Below are 12,333 nucleotides of genomic sequence, written 5' to 3'. Positions count from 1 at the left end.
TCGCAATCCGTGAAGGCGGCCGTACCGTTGGCGCGGGCGTTGTTGCTAAAGTTCTCGGCTAATTATTAGTCCGGAATGAAAAAGGGCGCTAAGGCGCCCTTTTTGCTGTCTGTAATTTGAAGGTATATCCGTGAAAGATTACAGACAATAAATGATATGTATATTTAATAAACAGCCTATTGTAATCATAACTATTCTCATTTACACTTCGCCTGTAAGTTGAACGGGAGTATGTATGTACGTTTGTCTGTGTAATGGTGTGAACGATAAAAAAATTCGTCAGGCTGTGCGCCAGTTTCACCCTCAATCTTTCCAGCAGTTGCGCAAATTTATTCCCGTGGGAAATCAATGCGGTAAGTGTGTGCGCGCGGCCAGAGAAATTATGGAAGATGAATTGACTCGCATGCCGGAATATCAAGAGATTGCCTGAAGACCACGGCTTAACTTTGACATCCTAATAGCCCGAACTACGCTTCAATAAGTGGAAGCGGAGGGACTATATAATGAAAGGTGATGTCAAAATCATAAGTTATCTCAATAAATTATTGGGAAATGAGCTGGTCGCAATTAATCAGTACTTTCTCCATGCGAGAATGTTCAAAAACTGGGGCCTGATGCGCCTCAATGATGTCGAATACCATGAATCCATCGATGAAATGAAGCATGCCGATAAGTATATTGAGCGTATTTTGTTTCTTGAGGGGATCCCTAACCTGCAGGACCTCGGTAAACTCCGCATTGGGGAGGACGTCGAGGAGATGCTGCAATCTGACCTGAGGCTGGAGCTGGAAGGGGCAAAGGATCTACGAGAAGCCATTGCCTATGCCGACAGCGTCCATGACTACGTCAGCCGGGATATGTTAATCACTATCCTTGCAGACGAAGAAGGGCATATCGATTGGCTTGAAACCGAACTGGATCTCATAGCTAAAATTGGTCTGCAGAATTATCTTCAGTCGCAGATTAAAGTGGCGGACTAAGAAAGGTCACACCTTCAGATGATAAACCCGCTACGGCCAGAAAAGGGCCAAAAGGTAGCGGGTTATGTAATGCCTCTCTTTCTCTGGTGCGTAGAATCACTACTGCTACGGCAGCGCATGCCAGAATCGTTGCGATAAGAACCAGCTGCGGTAAAGCTCTCCAGCCATGCCAGGCTCCAAGTGCGGCGAGTAACTTTACATCACCGTAGCCGATACCTTCAGACCCACGTACTCCCCTGTAGAACCAATAAATTAACGCAAAGGCCAGATAGCCTGCTATCGCTCCCCATACCGCATGCGGCAGATTGACCGGCGACATACATACATAGTAAAGCAGCCCGCTCCAGAGCAGAGGGCAGGTGAATTTATCGGGTAGCAAGCCATAGCGCAGATCGTGCCAGCTGAGAGTGAGCAATAAGCCGCCGTAGATAATAAAGAAGACAACGTTCGCAACTGCCATTGATTTTCTCCATGTTGTGGCTGTTAGCACCGAGTGTGCTGAGGAGGAGAGCATCTGGCAAAGGCCAATGACCGGGAATGGACTGACTTATCCAAATTTTTTATGTCTACAGGTTGCGTTACGGCGTGAGCGGAAGCGGACTCGCAGAAAGAAGTGATGATTTTCTACGCAGTACTTGCGTTGTGGCTGAATTTGCGTATAATGCGCGGGCCTGTCAAAGTTGACGGCCGGTTCGATATGAACCCTGGTAGCAGCAACAAGCTACCAAACAATGTTCCCAATTGGGGAACTATGTAAGAACGGTTACACTCTCCCATCAATCGTAATGGGTATGAGGAGTAACCATTTCGTCTATAAAATAATTGGAGCTCTGGTCTCATGCAGAACCAAAGAATCCGTATCCGCCTTAAAGCGTTTGATCATCGTCTGATCGATCAATCAACCGCGGAAATCGTCGAGACTGCTAAGCGCACTGGTGCGCAAGTCCGTGGTCCGATCCCGCTGCCGACCCGCAAAGAGCGCTTTACCGTTCTGATCTCTCCGCACGTTAACAAAGACGCGCGCGATCAGTACGAAATCCGCACTCATAAGCGTCTGGTTGACATCGTTGAGCCAACTGAAAAAACCGTTGATGCTCTGATGCGTCTGGATCTGGCTGCCGGTGTAGACGTGCAGATCAGCCTGGGTTAATCAGGTCATCGAGCGATTGAGAGGTTGAAACAATGATTGGTTTAGTCGGTAAAAAAGTGGGCATGACCCGCATCTTCACTGAAGATGGCGTATCTATCCCAGTAACCGTAATCGAAGTTGAAGCAAACCGCGTTACTCAGGTTAAAGATCTGGCTAACGATGGCTACCGTGCCGTTCAGGTTACCACTGGTGCTAAAAAAGCAAACCGTGTAACCAAACCGGAAGCGGGTCACTTCGCTAAAGCTGGCGTTGAAGCTGGCCGTGGTCTGTGGGAATTCCGTCTGGCTGACGGCGAAGAGTTCACCGTAGGTCAGGACATTAGCGTTGAGCTGTTTGCTGACGTTAAAAAAGTTGACGTAACCGGTACCTCTAAAGGTAAAGGTTTTGCTGGTACCGTTAAGCGCTGGAACTTCCGTACCCAGGACGCAACTCACGGTAACTCCTTGTCTCACCGCGTTCCGGGTTCTATCGGTCAGAACCAGACTCCGGGCAAAGTGTTCAAAGGCAAGAAAATGGCAGGTCAGCTGGGTAACGAACGTGTAACCGTTCAGAGCCTGGACGTAGTACGTGTTGACGCTGAGCGCAACCTGCTGCTGGTTAAAGGTGCAGTCCCGGGTGCAACCGGTAGCGACCTGATCGTTAAACCAGCTGTGAAGGCGTAAGGGGATAGCAATGGAATTAGTATTGAAAGACGCGCAGAGCGCGCTGACTGTTTCCGAAACTACCTTCGGTCGTGATTTCAACGAAGCGCTGGTTCACCAGGTTGTAGTTGCTTATGCAGCTGGTGCTCGTCAGGGTACTCGTGCTCAGAAGACTCGTGCTGAAGTAACTGGTTCAGGCAAAAAGCCGTGGCGCCAGAAAGGTACCGGCCGTGCGCGTTCAGGTTCTATCAAGAGCCCGATCTGGCGTTCAGGTGGCGTGACCTTCGCTGCTCGTCCGCAGGACCACAGTCAAAAAGTTAACAAAAAGATGTACCGCGGCGCGCTGAAAAGCATTCTGTCCGAACTGGTACGTCAGGATCGTCTGATCGTTGTCGAATCTTTCTCTGTAGAAGCGCCTAAAACTAAGCTGCTGGCACAGAAACTGAAAGACATGGCTCTGGAAGATGTGCTGATCATCACCGGTGAGCTGGACGAGAACCTGTTCCTTGCTGCGCGCAACCTGCACAAGGTTGACGTACGTGATGCAACTGGTATCGACCCGGTTAGCCTGATCGCCTTCGACAAAGTCGTAATGACTGCTGATGCTGTTAAGCAAGTTGAGGAGATGCTGGCATGATTCGTGAAGAACGTCTGCTGAAGGTGCTGCGCGCACCGCACGTTTCTGAAAAAGCGTCTACTGCGATGGAAAAAACTAACACCATCGTTCTCAAAGTTGCTAAAGACGCGACCAAAGCAGAGATCAAAGCTGCTGTGCAGAAACTGTTTGAAGTCGAAGTCGAAGTCGTTAACACCCTGGTTGTTAAAGGGAAAGTTAAACGTCACGGACAGCGTATCGGTCGTCGTAGCGACTGGAAAAAAGCTTACGTCACCCTGAAGGAAGGCCAGAATCTGGACTTCGTCGGCGGCGCTGAGTAAGTCGGAGGAGTAATACAATGGCAGTTGTTAAATGTAAACCGACATCTCCGGGTCGTCGCCACGTTGTTAAAGTGGTCAACCCAGAGCTGCACAAGGGCAAACCTTTTGCTCCGCTGGTTGAAAAAAACAGCAAATCCGGTGGTCGTAACAACAATGGCCGTATCACCACTCGTCATATCGGTGGTGGTCACAAACAGGCCTACCGTATTGTTGACTTCAAACGCAACAAAGATGGTATCCCGGCAGTTGTTGAACGTCTTGAGTACGATCCGAACCGCTCCGCGAACATCGCGCTGGTTCTGTACAAAGACGGTGAGCGCCGTTACATTCTGGCCCCTAAAGGCCTGAAAGCTGGCGACCAGATTCAGTCTGGCGTTGATGCTGCAATCAAAGCAGGCAACACCCTGCCGATGCGCAATATCCCGGTTGGTTCTACCGTTCATAACGTAGAAATGAAACCAGGTAAAGGCGGTCAGCTGGCTCGTTCCGCTGGTACTTACGTTCAGATCGTTGCTCGCGATGGTGCTTATGTCACCCTGCGTCTGCGTTCTGGTGAAATGCGTAAAGTCGAAGCAGACTGCCGCGCTACTCTGGGCGAAGTTGGCAATGCTGAGCATATGCTGCGCGTTCTGGGTAAAGCAGGTGCTGCACGCTGGCGTGGCGTTCGTCCTACCGTTCGCGGTACTGCGATGAACCCAGTCGACCACCCACATGGTGGTGGTGAAGGTCGTAACTTTGGTAAGCACCCGGTAACTCCGTGGGGCGTTCAGACCAAAGGTAAGAAGACCCGCAGCAACAAGCGTACTGATAAATTCATCGTACGTCGCCGTAGCAAATAATTTTAGAGGATAAGCCATGCCACGTTCTCTCAAGAAAGGTCCTTTTATTGACCTGCACTTGCTGAAGAAGGTAGAGAAAGCGGTGGAAAGCGGAGACAAGAAGCCCCTGCGCACTTGGTCCCGTCGTTCAACGATCTTTCCTAACATGATCGGTTTGACCATCGCTGTCCATAATGGTCGTCAGCACGTTCCAGTTTTTGTTTCCGACGAAATGGTTGGTCACAAACTGGGTGAATTCGCACCGACTCGTACTTATCGCGGCCACGCTGCTGATAAAAAAGCGAAGAAGAAATAAGGTAGGAGGAAGAGATGGAAACTTTAGCTCAACATCGCCATGCTCGTTCTTCTGCTCAGAAGGTACGCCTTGTTGCTGACCTGATTCGCGGTAAGAAAGTGTCGCAGGCCCTGGATATTCTGACCTACACCAACAAGAAAGCTGCTGTACTGGTCAAGAAGGTACTGGAATCTGCCATTGCTAACGCTGAACACAACGATGGCGCTGACATTGATGATCTGAAAGTTGCGAAAATTTTCGTAGACGAAGGCCCGAGCATGAAGCGCATTATGCCGCGTGCTAAAGGTCGTGCAGATCGCATCCTGAAGCGCACCAGCCACATTACTGTGGTTGTGTCCGATCGCTGAGACTCTGGAGACTAGCAATGGGTCAGAAAGTACATCCTAATGGTATTCGCCTGGGTATTGTAAAACCATGGAACTCTACCTGGTTTGCGAACACCAAAGAATTCGCTGACAACCTGGACAGCGATTTTAAAGTACGTCAGTACCTGACTAAGGAACTGGCGAAAGCGTCTGTATCTCGCATCGTTATCGAGCGTCCGGCTAAGAGCATTCGTGTGACCATTCACACCGCTCGCCCGGGTATCGTTATCGGTAAGAAAGGCGAAGACGTAGAAAAACTGCGCAAGGTCGTCGCGGATCTCGCTGGCGTGCCTGCACAGATCAATATTGCCGAAGTTCGTAAGCCTGAACTGGACGCTAAATTGGTTGCTGACAGCATCACTTCTCAGCTGGAACGTCGCGTTATGTTCCGTCGTGCTATGAAGCGTGCTGTACAGAACGCAATGCGTCTGGGCGCTAAAGGTATCAAAGTTGAAGTTAGCGGCCGTCTGGGCGGCGCGGAAATCGCACGTACCGAATGGTACCGTGAAGGTCGCGTACCGCTGCACACTCTGCGTGCTGACATCGACTACAACACCTCTGAAGCGCACACCACTTACGGTGTAATCGGCGTTAAGGTATGGATCTTCAAAGGTGAGATCCTGGGTGGTATGGCTGCTGTTGAACAACCGGAACCGGCTGCTCAACCTAAAAAGCAGCAGCGTAAAGGCCGTAAATAAGGAGCGTCGCTGATGTTACAACCAAAGCGTACAAAATTCCGTAAAGTGCACAAAGGCCGCAACCGTGGTCTGGCGCAGGGTACGGATGTTAGCTTCGGCACTTTCGGTCTGAAAGCTGTTGGCCGTGGTCGTCTGACTGCACGTCAGATCGAAGCAGCACGTCGTGCTATGACCCGTGCAGTTAAGCGTCAAGGTAAGATCTGGATCCGTGTATTCCCGGACAAACCGATCACCGAGAAGCCGCTGGAAGTTCGTATGGGTAAAGGTAAAGGTAACGTGGAGTACTGGGTTGCCTTGATTCAGCCGGGTAAAGTCCTTTATGAAATGGACGGCGTACCGGAAGAGCTGGCCCGTGAAGCATTCGGCCTGGCAGCAGCGAAACTGCCGATCAAAACCACCTTTGTAACTAAGACGGTGATGTAATGAAAGCAAAAGAGCTGCGTGAAAAAAGCGTTGAAGAGCTGAACGCTGAGCTGCTGAACCTGCTGCGTGAGCAGTTCAACCTGCGTATGCAGGCTGCAAGTGGCCAGCTGCAACAGACTCATCTGCTGAAGCAAGTGCGTCGTGATGTTGCACGCGTTAAGACTTTACTGACTCAGAAGGCGGGTGCGTAATGACCGATAAAATCCGTACTCTGCAAGGTCGCGTGGTTAGCGACAAAATGGAGAAATCCATTGTTGTTGCTATCGAACGTATGGTGAAACACCCGGTATACGGCAAATTCATCAAGCGTACGACCAAACTGCACGTACATGACGAGAACAACGAATGCGGTATCGGTGACGTGGTTGAAATCCGCGAATGCCGTCCGCTGTCCAAGACTAAGTCCTGGACGCTGGTTCGCGTTGTAGAGAAAGCGGTTCTGTAATACAGTACGCATTCTCGATACGGATAAACGGCTCAGCGATGAGCCGTTTATTTTTTCTACCCATATCTGATTTGCGGTGTTATAATGCCGCGCCCTCGATATGGGGCTTTTTTAACGACCCTATTTTTGGGTCTCAGTAGTAGTTGACATTAGCGGAGCACTAAAATGATCCAAGAACAGACTATGCTGAACGTCGCCGACAACTCCGGTGCACGTCGCGTAATGTGTATCAAGGTTCTGGGTGGCTCGCACCGTCGCTACGCAGGCGTAGGCGACATCATCAAGATCACCATCAAAGAAGCAATTCCGCGTGGTAAGGTCAAAAAAGGTGATGTGCTGAAGGCGGTAGTGGTGCGCACCAAGAAGGGTGTTCGTCGCCCGGACGGTTCTGTCATTCGCTTCGATGGTAATGCATGCGTTATTTTAAACAATAACAGCGAGCAGCCCATCGGTACGCGTATTTTTGGGCCGGTAACTCGTGAACTTCGTAACGAGAAGTTCATGAAAATTATCTCTCTGGCCCCAGAAGTACTCTAAGGAGCGAATCATGGCAGCGAAAATCCGTCGTGATGACGAAGTTATCGTGTTAACCGGTAAAGATAAAGGTAAACGCGGTAAAGTTAAGAATGTCTTGTCTTCCGGCAAGCTCATTGTTGAAGGTATCAACCTGGTTAAGAAACACCAGAAGCCGGTTCCGGCTCTGAACCAACCAGGCGGCATCGTTGAAAAAGAAGCTGCTATTCAGGTTTCTAACGTTGCAATCTTCAATGCGGCAACCGGCAAGGCTGACCGTGTAGGCTTTAGATTCGAAGACGGCAAAAAAGTCCGTTTCTTCAAGTCTAACAGCGAAACTATCAAGTAATTTGGAGTAGTACGATGGCGAAACTGCATGATTACTACAAAGACGAAGTAGTTAAGAAACTCATGACTGAGTTTAACTACAATTCTGTCATGCAAGTCCCTCGGGTCGAGAAGATCACCCTGAACATGGGTGTTGGTGAAGCGATCGCTGACAAGAAACTGCTGGATAACGCAGCAGCGGATCTGACAGCAATCTCCGGTCAAAAACCGCTGATCACCAAAGCACGCAAATCAGTTGCAGGCTTCAAAATCCGTCAGGGCTATCCGATCGGCTGTAAAGTAACTCTGCGTGGCGAACGCATGTGGGAGTTCTTTGAGCGCCTGATCACTATTGCTGTACCGCGTATCCGTGACTTCCGTGGCTTGTCCGCTAAGTCTTTCGACGGTCGTGGCAACTACAGCATGGGTGTCCGTGAGCAGATCATCTTCCCAGAAATCGACTACGATAAAGTCGACCGCGTTCGTGGTTTGGATATTACCATTACCACTACTGCGAAATCTGATGAAGAAGGCCGCGCTCTGCTGGCTGCCTTTGACTTCCCGTTCCGCAAGTAAGGTAGGGTTACTTAATGGCTAAGCAATCAATGAAAGCACGCGAAGTAAAGCGCGTGGCTTTAGCTGATAAATTCTTCGCTAAACGCGCTGAACTGAAAGCTATCATCTCTGATGTGAACGCAACCGACGAAGATCGTTGGAATGCTGTTCTCAAGCTGCAGACTCTGCCGCGTGATTCCAGCCCGTCTCGTCAGCGTAATCGCTGCCGTCAAACAGGTCGTCCGCATGGTTTCCTGCGGAAGTTCGGGTTGAGCCGTATCAAGGTCCGTGAAGCCGCAATGCGCGGTGAAATCCCGGGTCTGAAAAAGGCTAGCTGGTAATTGTCACCAATTGAATCACGGGAGTAAAGACAGATGAGCATGCAAGATCCGATCGCGGATATGCTGACCCGTATCCGTAACGGTCAGGCCGCGAATAAAGCTGCGGTCACCATGCCTTCCTCCAAGCTGAAAGTGGCAATTGCCAACGTGCTGAAGGAAGAAGGCTTTATTGAAGATTTTAAAGTTGAAGGCGACATCAAGCCGGAACTGGAACTGACTCTTAAGTATTTCCAGGGTAAAGCTGTTGTAGAAAGCATTCAGCGTGTCAGCCGCCCAGGTCTGCGCATCTACAAACGTAAAGATGAGCTGCCGAAAGTTATGGCGGGTCTGGGTATCGCGGTTATTTCTACCTCTAAAGGTGTTATGACTGATCGTGCAGCGCGCCAGGCTGGTCTTGGTGGCGAAATTATCTGCTACGTAGCCTAATCGGAGGAAAAAATGTCTCGTGTTGCTAAAGCACCGGTCGTTGTTCCTGCCGGCGTTGATGTAAAAATCAACGGTCAGGTTATTACGATCAAAGGTAAAAACGGCGAGCTGACTCGTACCCTCAACAATGCTGTTGAAGTTAAACATGCAGATAATGCTCTGACCTTCGGTCCGCGTGATGGTTTCGTGGATGGATGGGCTCAGGCTGGTACCGCGCGTGCCCTGCTGAACTCAATGGTTGTTGGTGTTACCGAAGGCTTCACTAAAAAGCTTCAGCTGGTTGGTGTAGGTTATCGTGCAGCGGTCAAAGGGGATGTAGTAAACCTGGCTTTAGGTTTCTCTCATCCTGTTGAGCATAAACTGCCGGCCGGTATCACTGCAGAATGTCCGACTCAAACTGAAATCGTGCTGAAAGGCGCTGATAAGCAGGTGATCGGTCAGGTTGCAGCAGATCTGCGCGCCTACCGTCGTCCTGAGCCTTATAAAGGTAAGGGTGTTCGTTACGCCGACGAAGTCGTGCGTACCAAAGAGGCTAAGAAGAAGTAAGGTAACACTATGGATAAGAAATCTGCTCGTATCCGTCGTGCGACCCGCGCACGCCGCAAGCTCCAGGAGCTGGGTGCAACTCGCCTGGTGGTACATCGTACCCCGCGTCATATTTACGCACAGGTAATTGCACCGAACGGTTCTGAAGTTCTGGTAGCTGCTTCTACTGTAGAAAAAGCTATCGCTGAACAACTGAAGTACACCGGTAACAAAGACGCGGCTGCAGCTGTGGGTAAAGCTGTCGCTGAACGCGCTCTGGAAAAAGGCATCAAAGATGTATCCTTTGACCGTTCCGGGTTCCAATATCATGGTCGTGTCCAGGCACTGGCAGATGCTGCCCGTGAAGCTGGCCTTCAGTTCTAAGGTAGAGGTGTAAGATGGCTCACATCGAAAAACAAGCTGGCGAACTGCAGGAAAAGCTGATCGCGGTTAACCGCGTATCTAAAACCGTTAAAGGTGGTCGTATTTTCTCCTTCACAGCTCTGACTGTAGTTGGTGACGGTAACGGTCGCGTTGGTTTTGGTTACGGTAAAGCGCGTGAAGTTCCAGCAGCGATCCAGAAAGCGATGGAAAAAGCCCGTCGCAATATGATTAACGTCGCGCTGAACCACGGCACCCTGCAGCACCCGGTTAAAGGTGTTCACACGGGTTCTCGTGTATTCATGCAGCCAGCTTCCGAAGGTACCGGTATCATCGCCGGTGGTGCAATGCGCGCCGTTCTGGAAGTTGCTGGAGTTCATAACGTTCTGGCCAAAGCATATGGTTCCACTAACCCGATCAACGTGGTTCGTGCAACTATTGATGGCCTGGAAAATATGAATTCTCCAGAAATGGTCGCTGCCAAGCGTGGTAAATCCGTTGAAGAAATTCTGGGGAAATAAACCATGGCAAAGACTATTAAAATTACTCAAACCCGCAGTGCAATCGGTCGTCTGCCGAAACACAAGGCAACGCTGCTTGGCCTGGGTCTGCGTCGTATTGGTCACACCGTAGAGCGCGAGGATACTCCTGCTGTTCGTGGTATGGTCAACGCGGTTTCCTTCATGGTTAAAGTTGAGGAGTAAGAGATGCGTTTAAATACTCTGTCTCCGGCCGAAGGCTCTAAAAAGGCGGGTAAACGCCTGGGTCGTGGTATCGGTTCTGGCCTCGGTAAAACCGGTGGTCGTGGTCACAAAGGTCAGAACTCTCGTTCTGGCGGTGGCGTACGTCGCGGTTTCGAAGGTGGTCAGATGCCTCTGTACCGTCGCCTGCCGAAATTCGGCTTCACTTCTCGTAAAGCGATGATCACTGCAGAAGTTCGTCTGTCTGATCTGGCTCACGTAGAAGGCGATGTTATCGACCTGAACACGCTGAAAGCGGCTAACATTATCGGTATCCAGATCGAGTTCGCGAAAGTGATCCTGTCTGGTGAAGTATCTCGTCCGGTAACTGTTCGTGGCCTGCGCGTGACTAAAGGTGCTCGTGCTGCTATCGAAGCTGCTGGCGGTAAAATTGAGGAATAAGTAGCAGATGGCTAAGCAACCGGGATTAGATTTTCAAAGTGCCAAAGGTGGGATTGGCGAACTGAAGCGCAGACTGTTGTTTGTAATCGGTGCGTTGATTGTGTTCCGTATTGGCTCTTTTATTCCGATCCCTGGTATTGATGCCGCTGTACTTGCCAAACTGCTTGAGCAACAGCGAGGCACCATCATTGAAATGTTCAACATGTTCTCTGGTGGTGCTCTCAGCCGTGCTTCAATCTTTGCTCTGGGTATCATGCCGTATATTTCGGCATCGATCATTGTCCAGCTGTTAACGGTTGTTTATCAGCCGTTAGCGGAGCTGAAGAAAGAAGGGGAGTCTGGTCGTCGTAAGATCAGCCAGTACACCCGCTACGGTACTCTGGTGCTGGCGATATTCCAGTCGATCGGTATTGCTACCGGTCTACCGAATATGCCTGGTATGCAGGGCCTGGTAATAAATCCAGGCTTTGCATTCTATTTCACCGCTGTTGTTAGTCTGGTCTCAGGAACGATGTTCCTGATGTGGCTCGGCGAACAGATCACTGAGCGTGGTATCGGTAACGGTATTTCGATCATTATCTTCGCTGGTATCGTTGCGGGACTCCCGCCGGCCATAGCCCATACTATCGAGCAAGCGCGTCAAGGCGACCTGCACTTCCTCCTGTTGCTGTTGGTTGCAGTATTAGTATTTGCAGTGACCTTCTTTGTTGTGTTTGTTGAGCGTGGCCAACGCCGCATTGTGGTAAACTACGCGAAACGTCAACAGGGTCGTCGTGTCTATGCTGCACAGAGCACACATTTACCGCTGAAAGTGAATATGGCAGGGGTCATCCCGGCAATCTTCGCTTCCAGTATTATTCTGTTCCCGGCAACCATTACATCTTGGTTCGGGGGCGGTACTGGTTGGAACTGGCTGACAACAATTTCGCTGTATTTGCAGCCTGGGCAACCGCTTTATGTGTTACTCTATGCGTCTGCAATCATCTTCTTCTGTTTCTTCTACACGGCGTTGGTTTTCAACCCGCGTGAAACAGCAGATAACCTGAAGAAGTCCGGTGCATTTGTACCAGGAATTCGTCCGGGAGAGCAAACGGCGAAGTATATCGATAAAGTAATGACTCGCCTGACTTTGGTCGGTGCGTTATACATCACTTTTATCTGCCTGATCCCGGAGTTCATGCGTGATGCAATGAAAGTACCGTTCTACTTCGGTGGGACCTCACTGCTTATCGTTGTTGTCGTGATTATGGACTTTATGGCTCAAGTGCAAACTCTGATGATGTCAAGTCAGTATGAGTCTGCATTGAAGAAGGCGAATCTGAAAGGCTACGGCCGCTAACAGGTCGCTCGA

Annotated in this window: 25 protein-coding genes; 24 read left to right on the top strand and 1 reads right to left on the bottom strand. The window is 50.2% G+C overall.

Going from position 1 to position 12,333, the window contains the following annotated elements; translation table 11 throughout:
• Positions 1 to 235 precede the first annotated feature (235 nt).
• Together bfd and bfr are read left to right on the top strand one after the other, a co-directional pair.
• A complete protein-coding gene (bfd, locus tag HMPREF3178_RS04060; protein WP_004106366.1) occupies positions 236 to 430 on the top strand; it encodes a bacterioferritin-associated ferredoxin in 195 nt (64 codons plus the stop codon).
• Positions 431 to 503: 73 nt separating this feature from the next.
• On the top strand, positions 504 to 980 hold the full coding sequence (bfr, locus tag HMPREF3178_RS04055) for a bacterioferritin (protein WP_004106364.1): 477 nt from the start codon (positions 504 to 506) through the stop codon (positions 978 to 980).
• On the opposite strand, the gene HMPREF3178_RS04050 is transcribed toward bfr, so the two are convergent.
• Positions 964 to 1,440 (bottom strand): prepilin peptidase, encoded by a 477-nt coding sequence (locus HMPREF3178_RS04050; RefSeq protein WP_004106362.1) that lies wholly within the window; start codon positions 1,438 to 1,440, stop codon positions 964 to 966. The two genes, bfr and HMPREF3178_RS04050, sit on opposite strands and share 17 nt — an antisense overlap.
• Before the next feature lie 378 nt (positions 1,441 to 1,818).
• Here HMPREF3178_RS04050 and rpsJ point away from each other — a divergent pair, with 378 nt between their 5' ends.
• The 22 genes from rpsJ (at position 1,819) to secY (ending at position 12,321) form a co-directional block, all read left to right on the top strand.
• Entirely contained in the window at positions 1,819 to 2,130 is a 312-nt protein-coding gene (rpsJ, locus tag HMPREF3178_RS04045; protein WP_001181005.1) for a 30S ribosomal protein S10, read from the top strand.
• Between the two features lie 32 nt (positions 2,131 to 2,162).
• Positions 2,163 to 2,792, top strand: a complete 630-nt coding sequence (rplC, locus tag HMPREF3178_RS04040; RefSeq protein WP_004106354.1) for a 50S ribosomal protein L3 — start codon at positions 2,163 to 2,165, stop codon at positions 2,790 to 2,792.
• A gap of 10 nt (positions 2,793 to 2,802) precedes the next feature.
• Entirely contained in the window at positions 2,803 to 3,408 is a 606-nt protein-coding gene (rplD, locus tag HMPREF3178_RS04035) for a 50S ribosomal protein L4 (protein WP_003031119.1), read from the top strand.
• Positions 3,405 to 3,707: a 50S ribosomal protein L23 gene (gene rplW, locus HMPREF3178_RS04030; protein ID WP_000617546.1), complete on the top strand. Its 303-nt coding sequence runs from the start codon at positions 3,405 to 3,407 to the stop codon at positions 3,705 to 3,707. The genes rplD and rplW overlap by 4 nt, the downstream gene beginning before the upstream one ends.
• A gap of 17 nt (positions 3,708 to 3,724) precedes the next feature.
• Complete coding sequence (gene rplB / locus HMPREF3178_RS04025) at positions 3,725 to 4,546, top strand: 50S ribosomal protein L2 (RefSeq protein ID WP_000301869.1); 822 nt, start codon at positions 3,725 to 3,727, stop codon at positions 4,544 to 4,546.
• A 16-nt stretch (positions 4,547 to 4,562) separates the two neighbouring features.
• Entirely contained in the window at positions 4,563 to 4,841 is a 279-nt protein-coding gene (gene rpsS / locus HMPREF3178_RS04020; RefSeq protein WP_001138115.1) for a 30S ribosomal protein S19, read from the top strand.
• A gap of 14 nt (positions 4,842 to 4,855) precedes the next feature.
• The gene (gene rplV / locus HMPREF3178_RS04015) at positions 4,856 to 5,188 is read left to right on the top strand and encodes a 50S ribosomal protein L22 (RefSeq protein ID WP_002919773.1); all 333 of its coding nucleotides are present in this window, start codon (positions 4,856 to 4,858) and stop codon (positions 5,186 to 5,188) included.
• A gap of 17 nt (positions 5,189 to 5,205) precedes the next feature.
• Positions 5,206 to 5,904 (top strand): 30S ribosomal protein S3, encoded by a 699-nt coding sequence (gene rpsC / locus HMPREF3178_RS04010; RefSeq protein WP_004106350.1) that lies wholly within the window; start codon positions 5,206 to 5,208, stop codon positions 5,902 to 5,904.
• Positions 5,905 to 5,916: 12 nt separating this feature from the next.
• Positions 5,917 to 6,327, top strand: coding sequence for a 50S ribosomal protein L16 (gene rplP / locus HMPREF3178_RS04005; RefSeq protein ID WP_002919759.1), 411 nt, complete (start codon positions 5,917 to 5,919; stop codon positions 6,325 to 6,327).
• The gene (gene rpmC, locus HMPREF3178_RS04000; RefSeq protein WP_002919754.1) at positions 6,327 to 6,518 is read left to right on the top strand and encodes a 50S ribosomal protein L29; all 192 of its coding nucleotides are present in this window, start codon (positions 6,327 to 6,329) and stop codon (positions 6,516 to 6,518) included. The genes rplP and rpmC overlap by 1 nt, the downstream gene beginning before the upstream one ends.
• On the top strand, positions 6,518 to 6,772 hold the full coding sequence (gene rpsQ, locus HMPREF3178_RS03995; RefSeq protein WP_004106347.1) for a 30S ribosomal protein S17: 255 nt from the start codon (positions 6,518 to 6,520) through the stop codon (positions 6,770 to 6,772). Before rpmC ends, rpsQ begins: the two co-directional genes overlap by 1 nt.
• Positions 6,773 to 6,937: 165 nt before the next feature.
• The gene (gene rplN, locus HMPREF3178_RS03990) at positions 6,938 to 7,309 is read left to right on the top strand and encodes a 50S ribosomal protein L14 (protein WP_000613954.1); all 372 of its coding nucleotides are present in this window, start codon (positions 6,938 to 6,940) and stop codon (positions 7,307 to 7,309) included.
• Between the two features lie 10 nt (positions 7,310 to 7,319).
• Positions 7,320 to 7,634, top strand: a complete 315-nt coding sequence (gene rplX / locus HMPREF3178_RS03985; protein ID WP_004106345.1) for a 50S ribosomal protein L24 — start codon at positions 7,320 to 7,322, stop codon at positions 7,632 to 7,634.
• A 14-nt stretch (positions 7,635 to 7,648) separates the two neighbouring features.
• A complete protein-coding gene (gene rplE, locus HMPREF3178_RS03980) occupies positions 7,649 to 8,188 on the top strand; it encodes a 50S ribosomal protein L5 (RefSeq protein ID WP_001096202.1) in 540 nt (179 codons plus the stop codon).
• Between the two features lie 14 nt (positions 8,189 to 8,202).
• The gene (rpsN, locus tag HMPREF3178_RS03975) at positions 8,203 to 8,508 is read left to right on the top strand and encodes a 30S ribosomal protein S14 (protein ID WP_002919667.1); all 306 of its coding nucleotides are present in this window, start codon (positions 8,203 to 8,205) and stop codon (positions 8,506 to 8,508) included.
• A 33-nt stretch (positions 8,509 to 8,541) separates the two neighbouring features.
• Complete coding sequence (gene rpsH / locus HMPREF3178_RS03970) at positions 8,542 to 8,934, top strand: 30S ribosomal protein S8 (protein ID WP_004106343.1); 393 nt, start codon at positions 8,542 to 8,544, stop codon at positions 8,932 to 8,934.
• 12 nt (positions 8,935 to 8,946) lie between these two features.
• The gene (rplF, locus tag HMPREF3178_RS03965; RefSeq protein ID WP_004106341.1) at positions 8,947 to 9,480 is read left to right on the top strand and encodes a 50S ribosomal protein L6; all 534 of its coding nucleotides are present in this window, start codon (positions 8,947 to 8,949) and stop codon (positions 9,478 to 9,480) included.
• A gap of 9 nt (positions 9,481 to 9,489) precedes the next feature.
• The gene (gene rplR, locus HMPREF3178_RS03960; protein ID WP_000358960.1) at positions 9,490 to 9,843 is read left to right on the top strand and encodes a 50S ribosomal protein L18; all 354 of its coding nucleotides are present in this window, start codon (positions 9,490 to 9,492) and stop codon (positions 9,841 to 9,843) included.
• Between the two features lie 14 nt (positions 9,844 to 9,857).
• Positions 9,858 to 10,361, top strand: a complete 504-nt coding sequence (gene rpsE, locus HMPREF3178_RS03955; protein WP_004106339.1) for a 30S ribosomal protein S5 — start codon at positions 9,858 to 9,860, stop codon at positions 10,359 to 10,361.
• A gap of 3 nt (positions 10,362 to 10,364) precedes the next feature.
• Complete coding sequence (gene rpmD / locus HMPREF3178_RS03950) at positions 10,365 to 10,544, top strand: 50S ribosomal protein L30 (protein ID WP_001140434.1); 180 nt, start codon at positions 10,365 to 10,367, stop codon at positions 10,542 to 10,544.
• Positions 10,545 to 10,547: 3 nt separating this feature from the next.
• Positions 10,548 to 10,982: a 50S ribosomal protein L15 gene (gene rplO / locus HMPREF3178_RS03945; protein WP_004106336.1), complete on the top strand. Its 435-nt coding sequence runs from the start codon at positions 10,548 to 10,550 to the stop codon at positions 10,980 to 10,982.
• A gap of 7 nt (positions 10,983 to 10,989) precedes the next feature.
• Positions 10,990 to 12,321 (top strand): preprotein translocase subunit SecY, encoded by a 1,332-nt coding sequence (gene secY / locus HMPREF3178_RS03940; protein WP_004106334.1) that lies wholly within the window; start codon positions 10,990 to 10,992, stop codon positions 12,319 to 12,321.
• Positions 12,322 to 12,333: the final 12 nt, after the last annotated feature.

The sequence above is a fragment of the Klebsiella sp. HMSC09D12 genome (genome assembly GCF_001808475.1).
Taxonomy (GTDB): domain Bacteria; phylum Pseudomonadota; class Gammaproteobacteria; order Enterobacterales; family Enterobacteriaceae; genus Klebsiella; species Klebsiella oxytoca.
The sequence above is the reverse complement of the archived record's forward strand: the minus strand, read 5'-3'. Positions and strand labels throughout refer to the sequence as shown.

Excerpts from the sequence above, each read along its gene's own strand:
- rpsJ (WP_001181005.1), top strand. The coding sequence starts at position 1,819 with ATGCAGAACCAAAGAATCCGTATCCGCCTTAAAGCGTTTGATCATCGT.
- rplO (WP_004106336.1), top strand. The coding sequence starts at position 10,548 with ATGCGTTTAAATACTCTGTCTCCGGCCGAAGGCTCTAAAAAGGCGGGT.
- bfr (WP_004106364.1), top strand. The coding sequence starts at position 504 with ATGAAAGGTGATGTCAAAATCATAAGTTATCTCAATAAATTATTGGGA.
- HMPREF3178_RS04050 (WP_004106362.1), bottom strand. The coding sequence starts at position 1,440 with ATGGCAGTTGCGAACGTTGTCTTCTTTATTATCTACGGCGGCTTATTG.
- rplB (WP_000301869.1), top strand. The coding sequence starts at position 3,725 with ATGGCAGTTGTTAAATGTAAACCGACATCTCCGGGTCGTCGCCACGTT.
- rpmD (WP_001140434.1), top strand. The coding sequence starts at position 10,365 with ATGGCAAAGACTATTAAAATTACTCAAACCCGCAGTGCAATCGGTCGT.
- rplW (WP_000617546.1), top strand. The coding sequence starts at position 3,405 with ATGATTCGTGAAGAACGTCTGCTGAAGGTGCTGCGCGCACCGCACGTT.
- bfd (WP_004106366.1), top strand. The coding sequence starts at position 236 with ATGTACGTTTGTCTGTGTAATGGTGTGAACGATAAAAAAATTCGTCAG.
- rplD (WP_003031119.1), top strand. The coding sequence starts at position 2,803 with ATGGAATTAGTATTGAAAGACGCGCAGAGCGCGCTGACTGTTTCCGAA.
- rpsE (WP_004106339.1), top strand. The coding sequence starts at position 9,858 with ATGGCTCACATCGAAAAACAAGCTGGCGAACTGCAGGAAAAGCTGATC.
- rplV (WP_002919773.1), top strand. The coding sequence starts at position 4,856 with ATGGAAACTTTAGCTCAACATCGCCATGCTCGTTCTTCTGCTCAGAAG.
- rplC (WP_004106354.1), top strand. The coding sequence starts at position 2,163 with ATGATTGGTTTAGTCGGTAAAAAAGTGGGCATGACCCGCATCTTCACT.
- rpsS (WP_001138115.1), top strand. The coding sequence starts at position 4,563 with ATGCCACGTTCTCTCAAGAAAGGTCCTTTTATTGACCTGCACTTGCTG.
- rplX (WP_004106345.1), top strand. The coding sequence starts at position 7,320 with ATGGCAGCGAAAATCCGTCGTGATGACGAAGTTATCGTGTTAACCGGT.
- rplF (WP_004106341.1), top strand. The coding sequence starts at position 8,947 with ATGTCTCGTGTTGCTAAAGCACCGGTCGTTGTTCCTGCCGGCGTTGAT.
- rplP (WP_002919759.1), top strand. The coding sequence starts at position 5,917 with ATGTTACAACCAAAGCGTACAAAATTCCGTAAAGTGCACAAAGGCCGC.
- rpsN (WP_002919667.1), top strand. The coding sequence starts at position 8,203 with ATGGCTAAGCAATCAATGAAAGCACGCGAAGTAAAGCGCGTGGCTTTA.
- rpsH (WP_004106343.1), top strand. The coding sequence starts at position 8,542 with ATGAGCATGCAAGATCCGATCGCGGATATGCTGACCCGTATCCGTAAC.
- rpsQ (WP_004106347.1), top strand. The coding sequence starts at position 6,518 with ATGACCGATAAAATCCGTACTCTGCAAGGTCGCGTGGTTAGCGACAAA.
- secY (WP_004106334.1), top strand. The coding sequence starts at position 10,990 with ATGGCTAAGCAACCGGGATTAGATTTTCAAAGTGCCAAAGGTGGGATT.
- rplR (WP_000358960.1), top strand. The coding sequence starts at position 9,490 with ATGGATAAGAAATCTGCTCGTATCCGTCGTGCGACCCGCGCACGCCGC.
- rplE (WP_001096202.1), top strand. The coding sequence starts at position 7,649 with ATGGCGAAACTGCATGATTACTACAAAGACGAAGTAGTTAAGAAACTC.
- rplN (WP_000613954.1), top strand. The coding sequence starts at position 6,938 with ATGATCCAAGAACAGACTATGCTGAACGTCGCCGACAACTCCGGTGCA.
- rpsC (WP_004106350.1), top strand. The coding sequence starts at position 5,206 with ATGGGTCAGAAAGTACATCCTAATGGTATTCGCCTGGGTATTGTAAAA.
- rpmC (WP_002919754.1), top strand. The coding sequence starts at position 6,327 with ATGAAAGCAAAAGAGCTGCGTGAAAAAAGCGTTGAAGAGCTGAACGCT.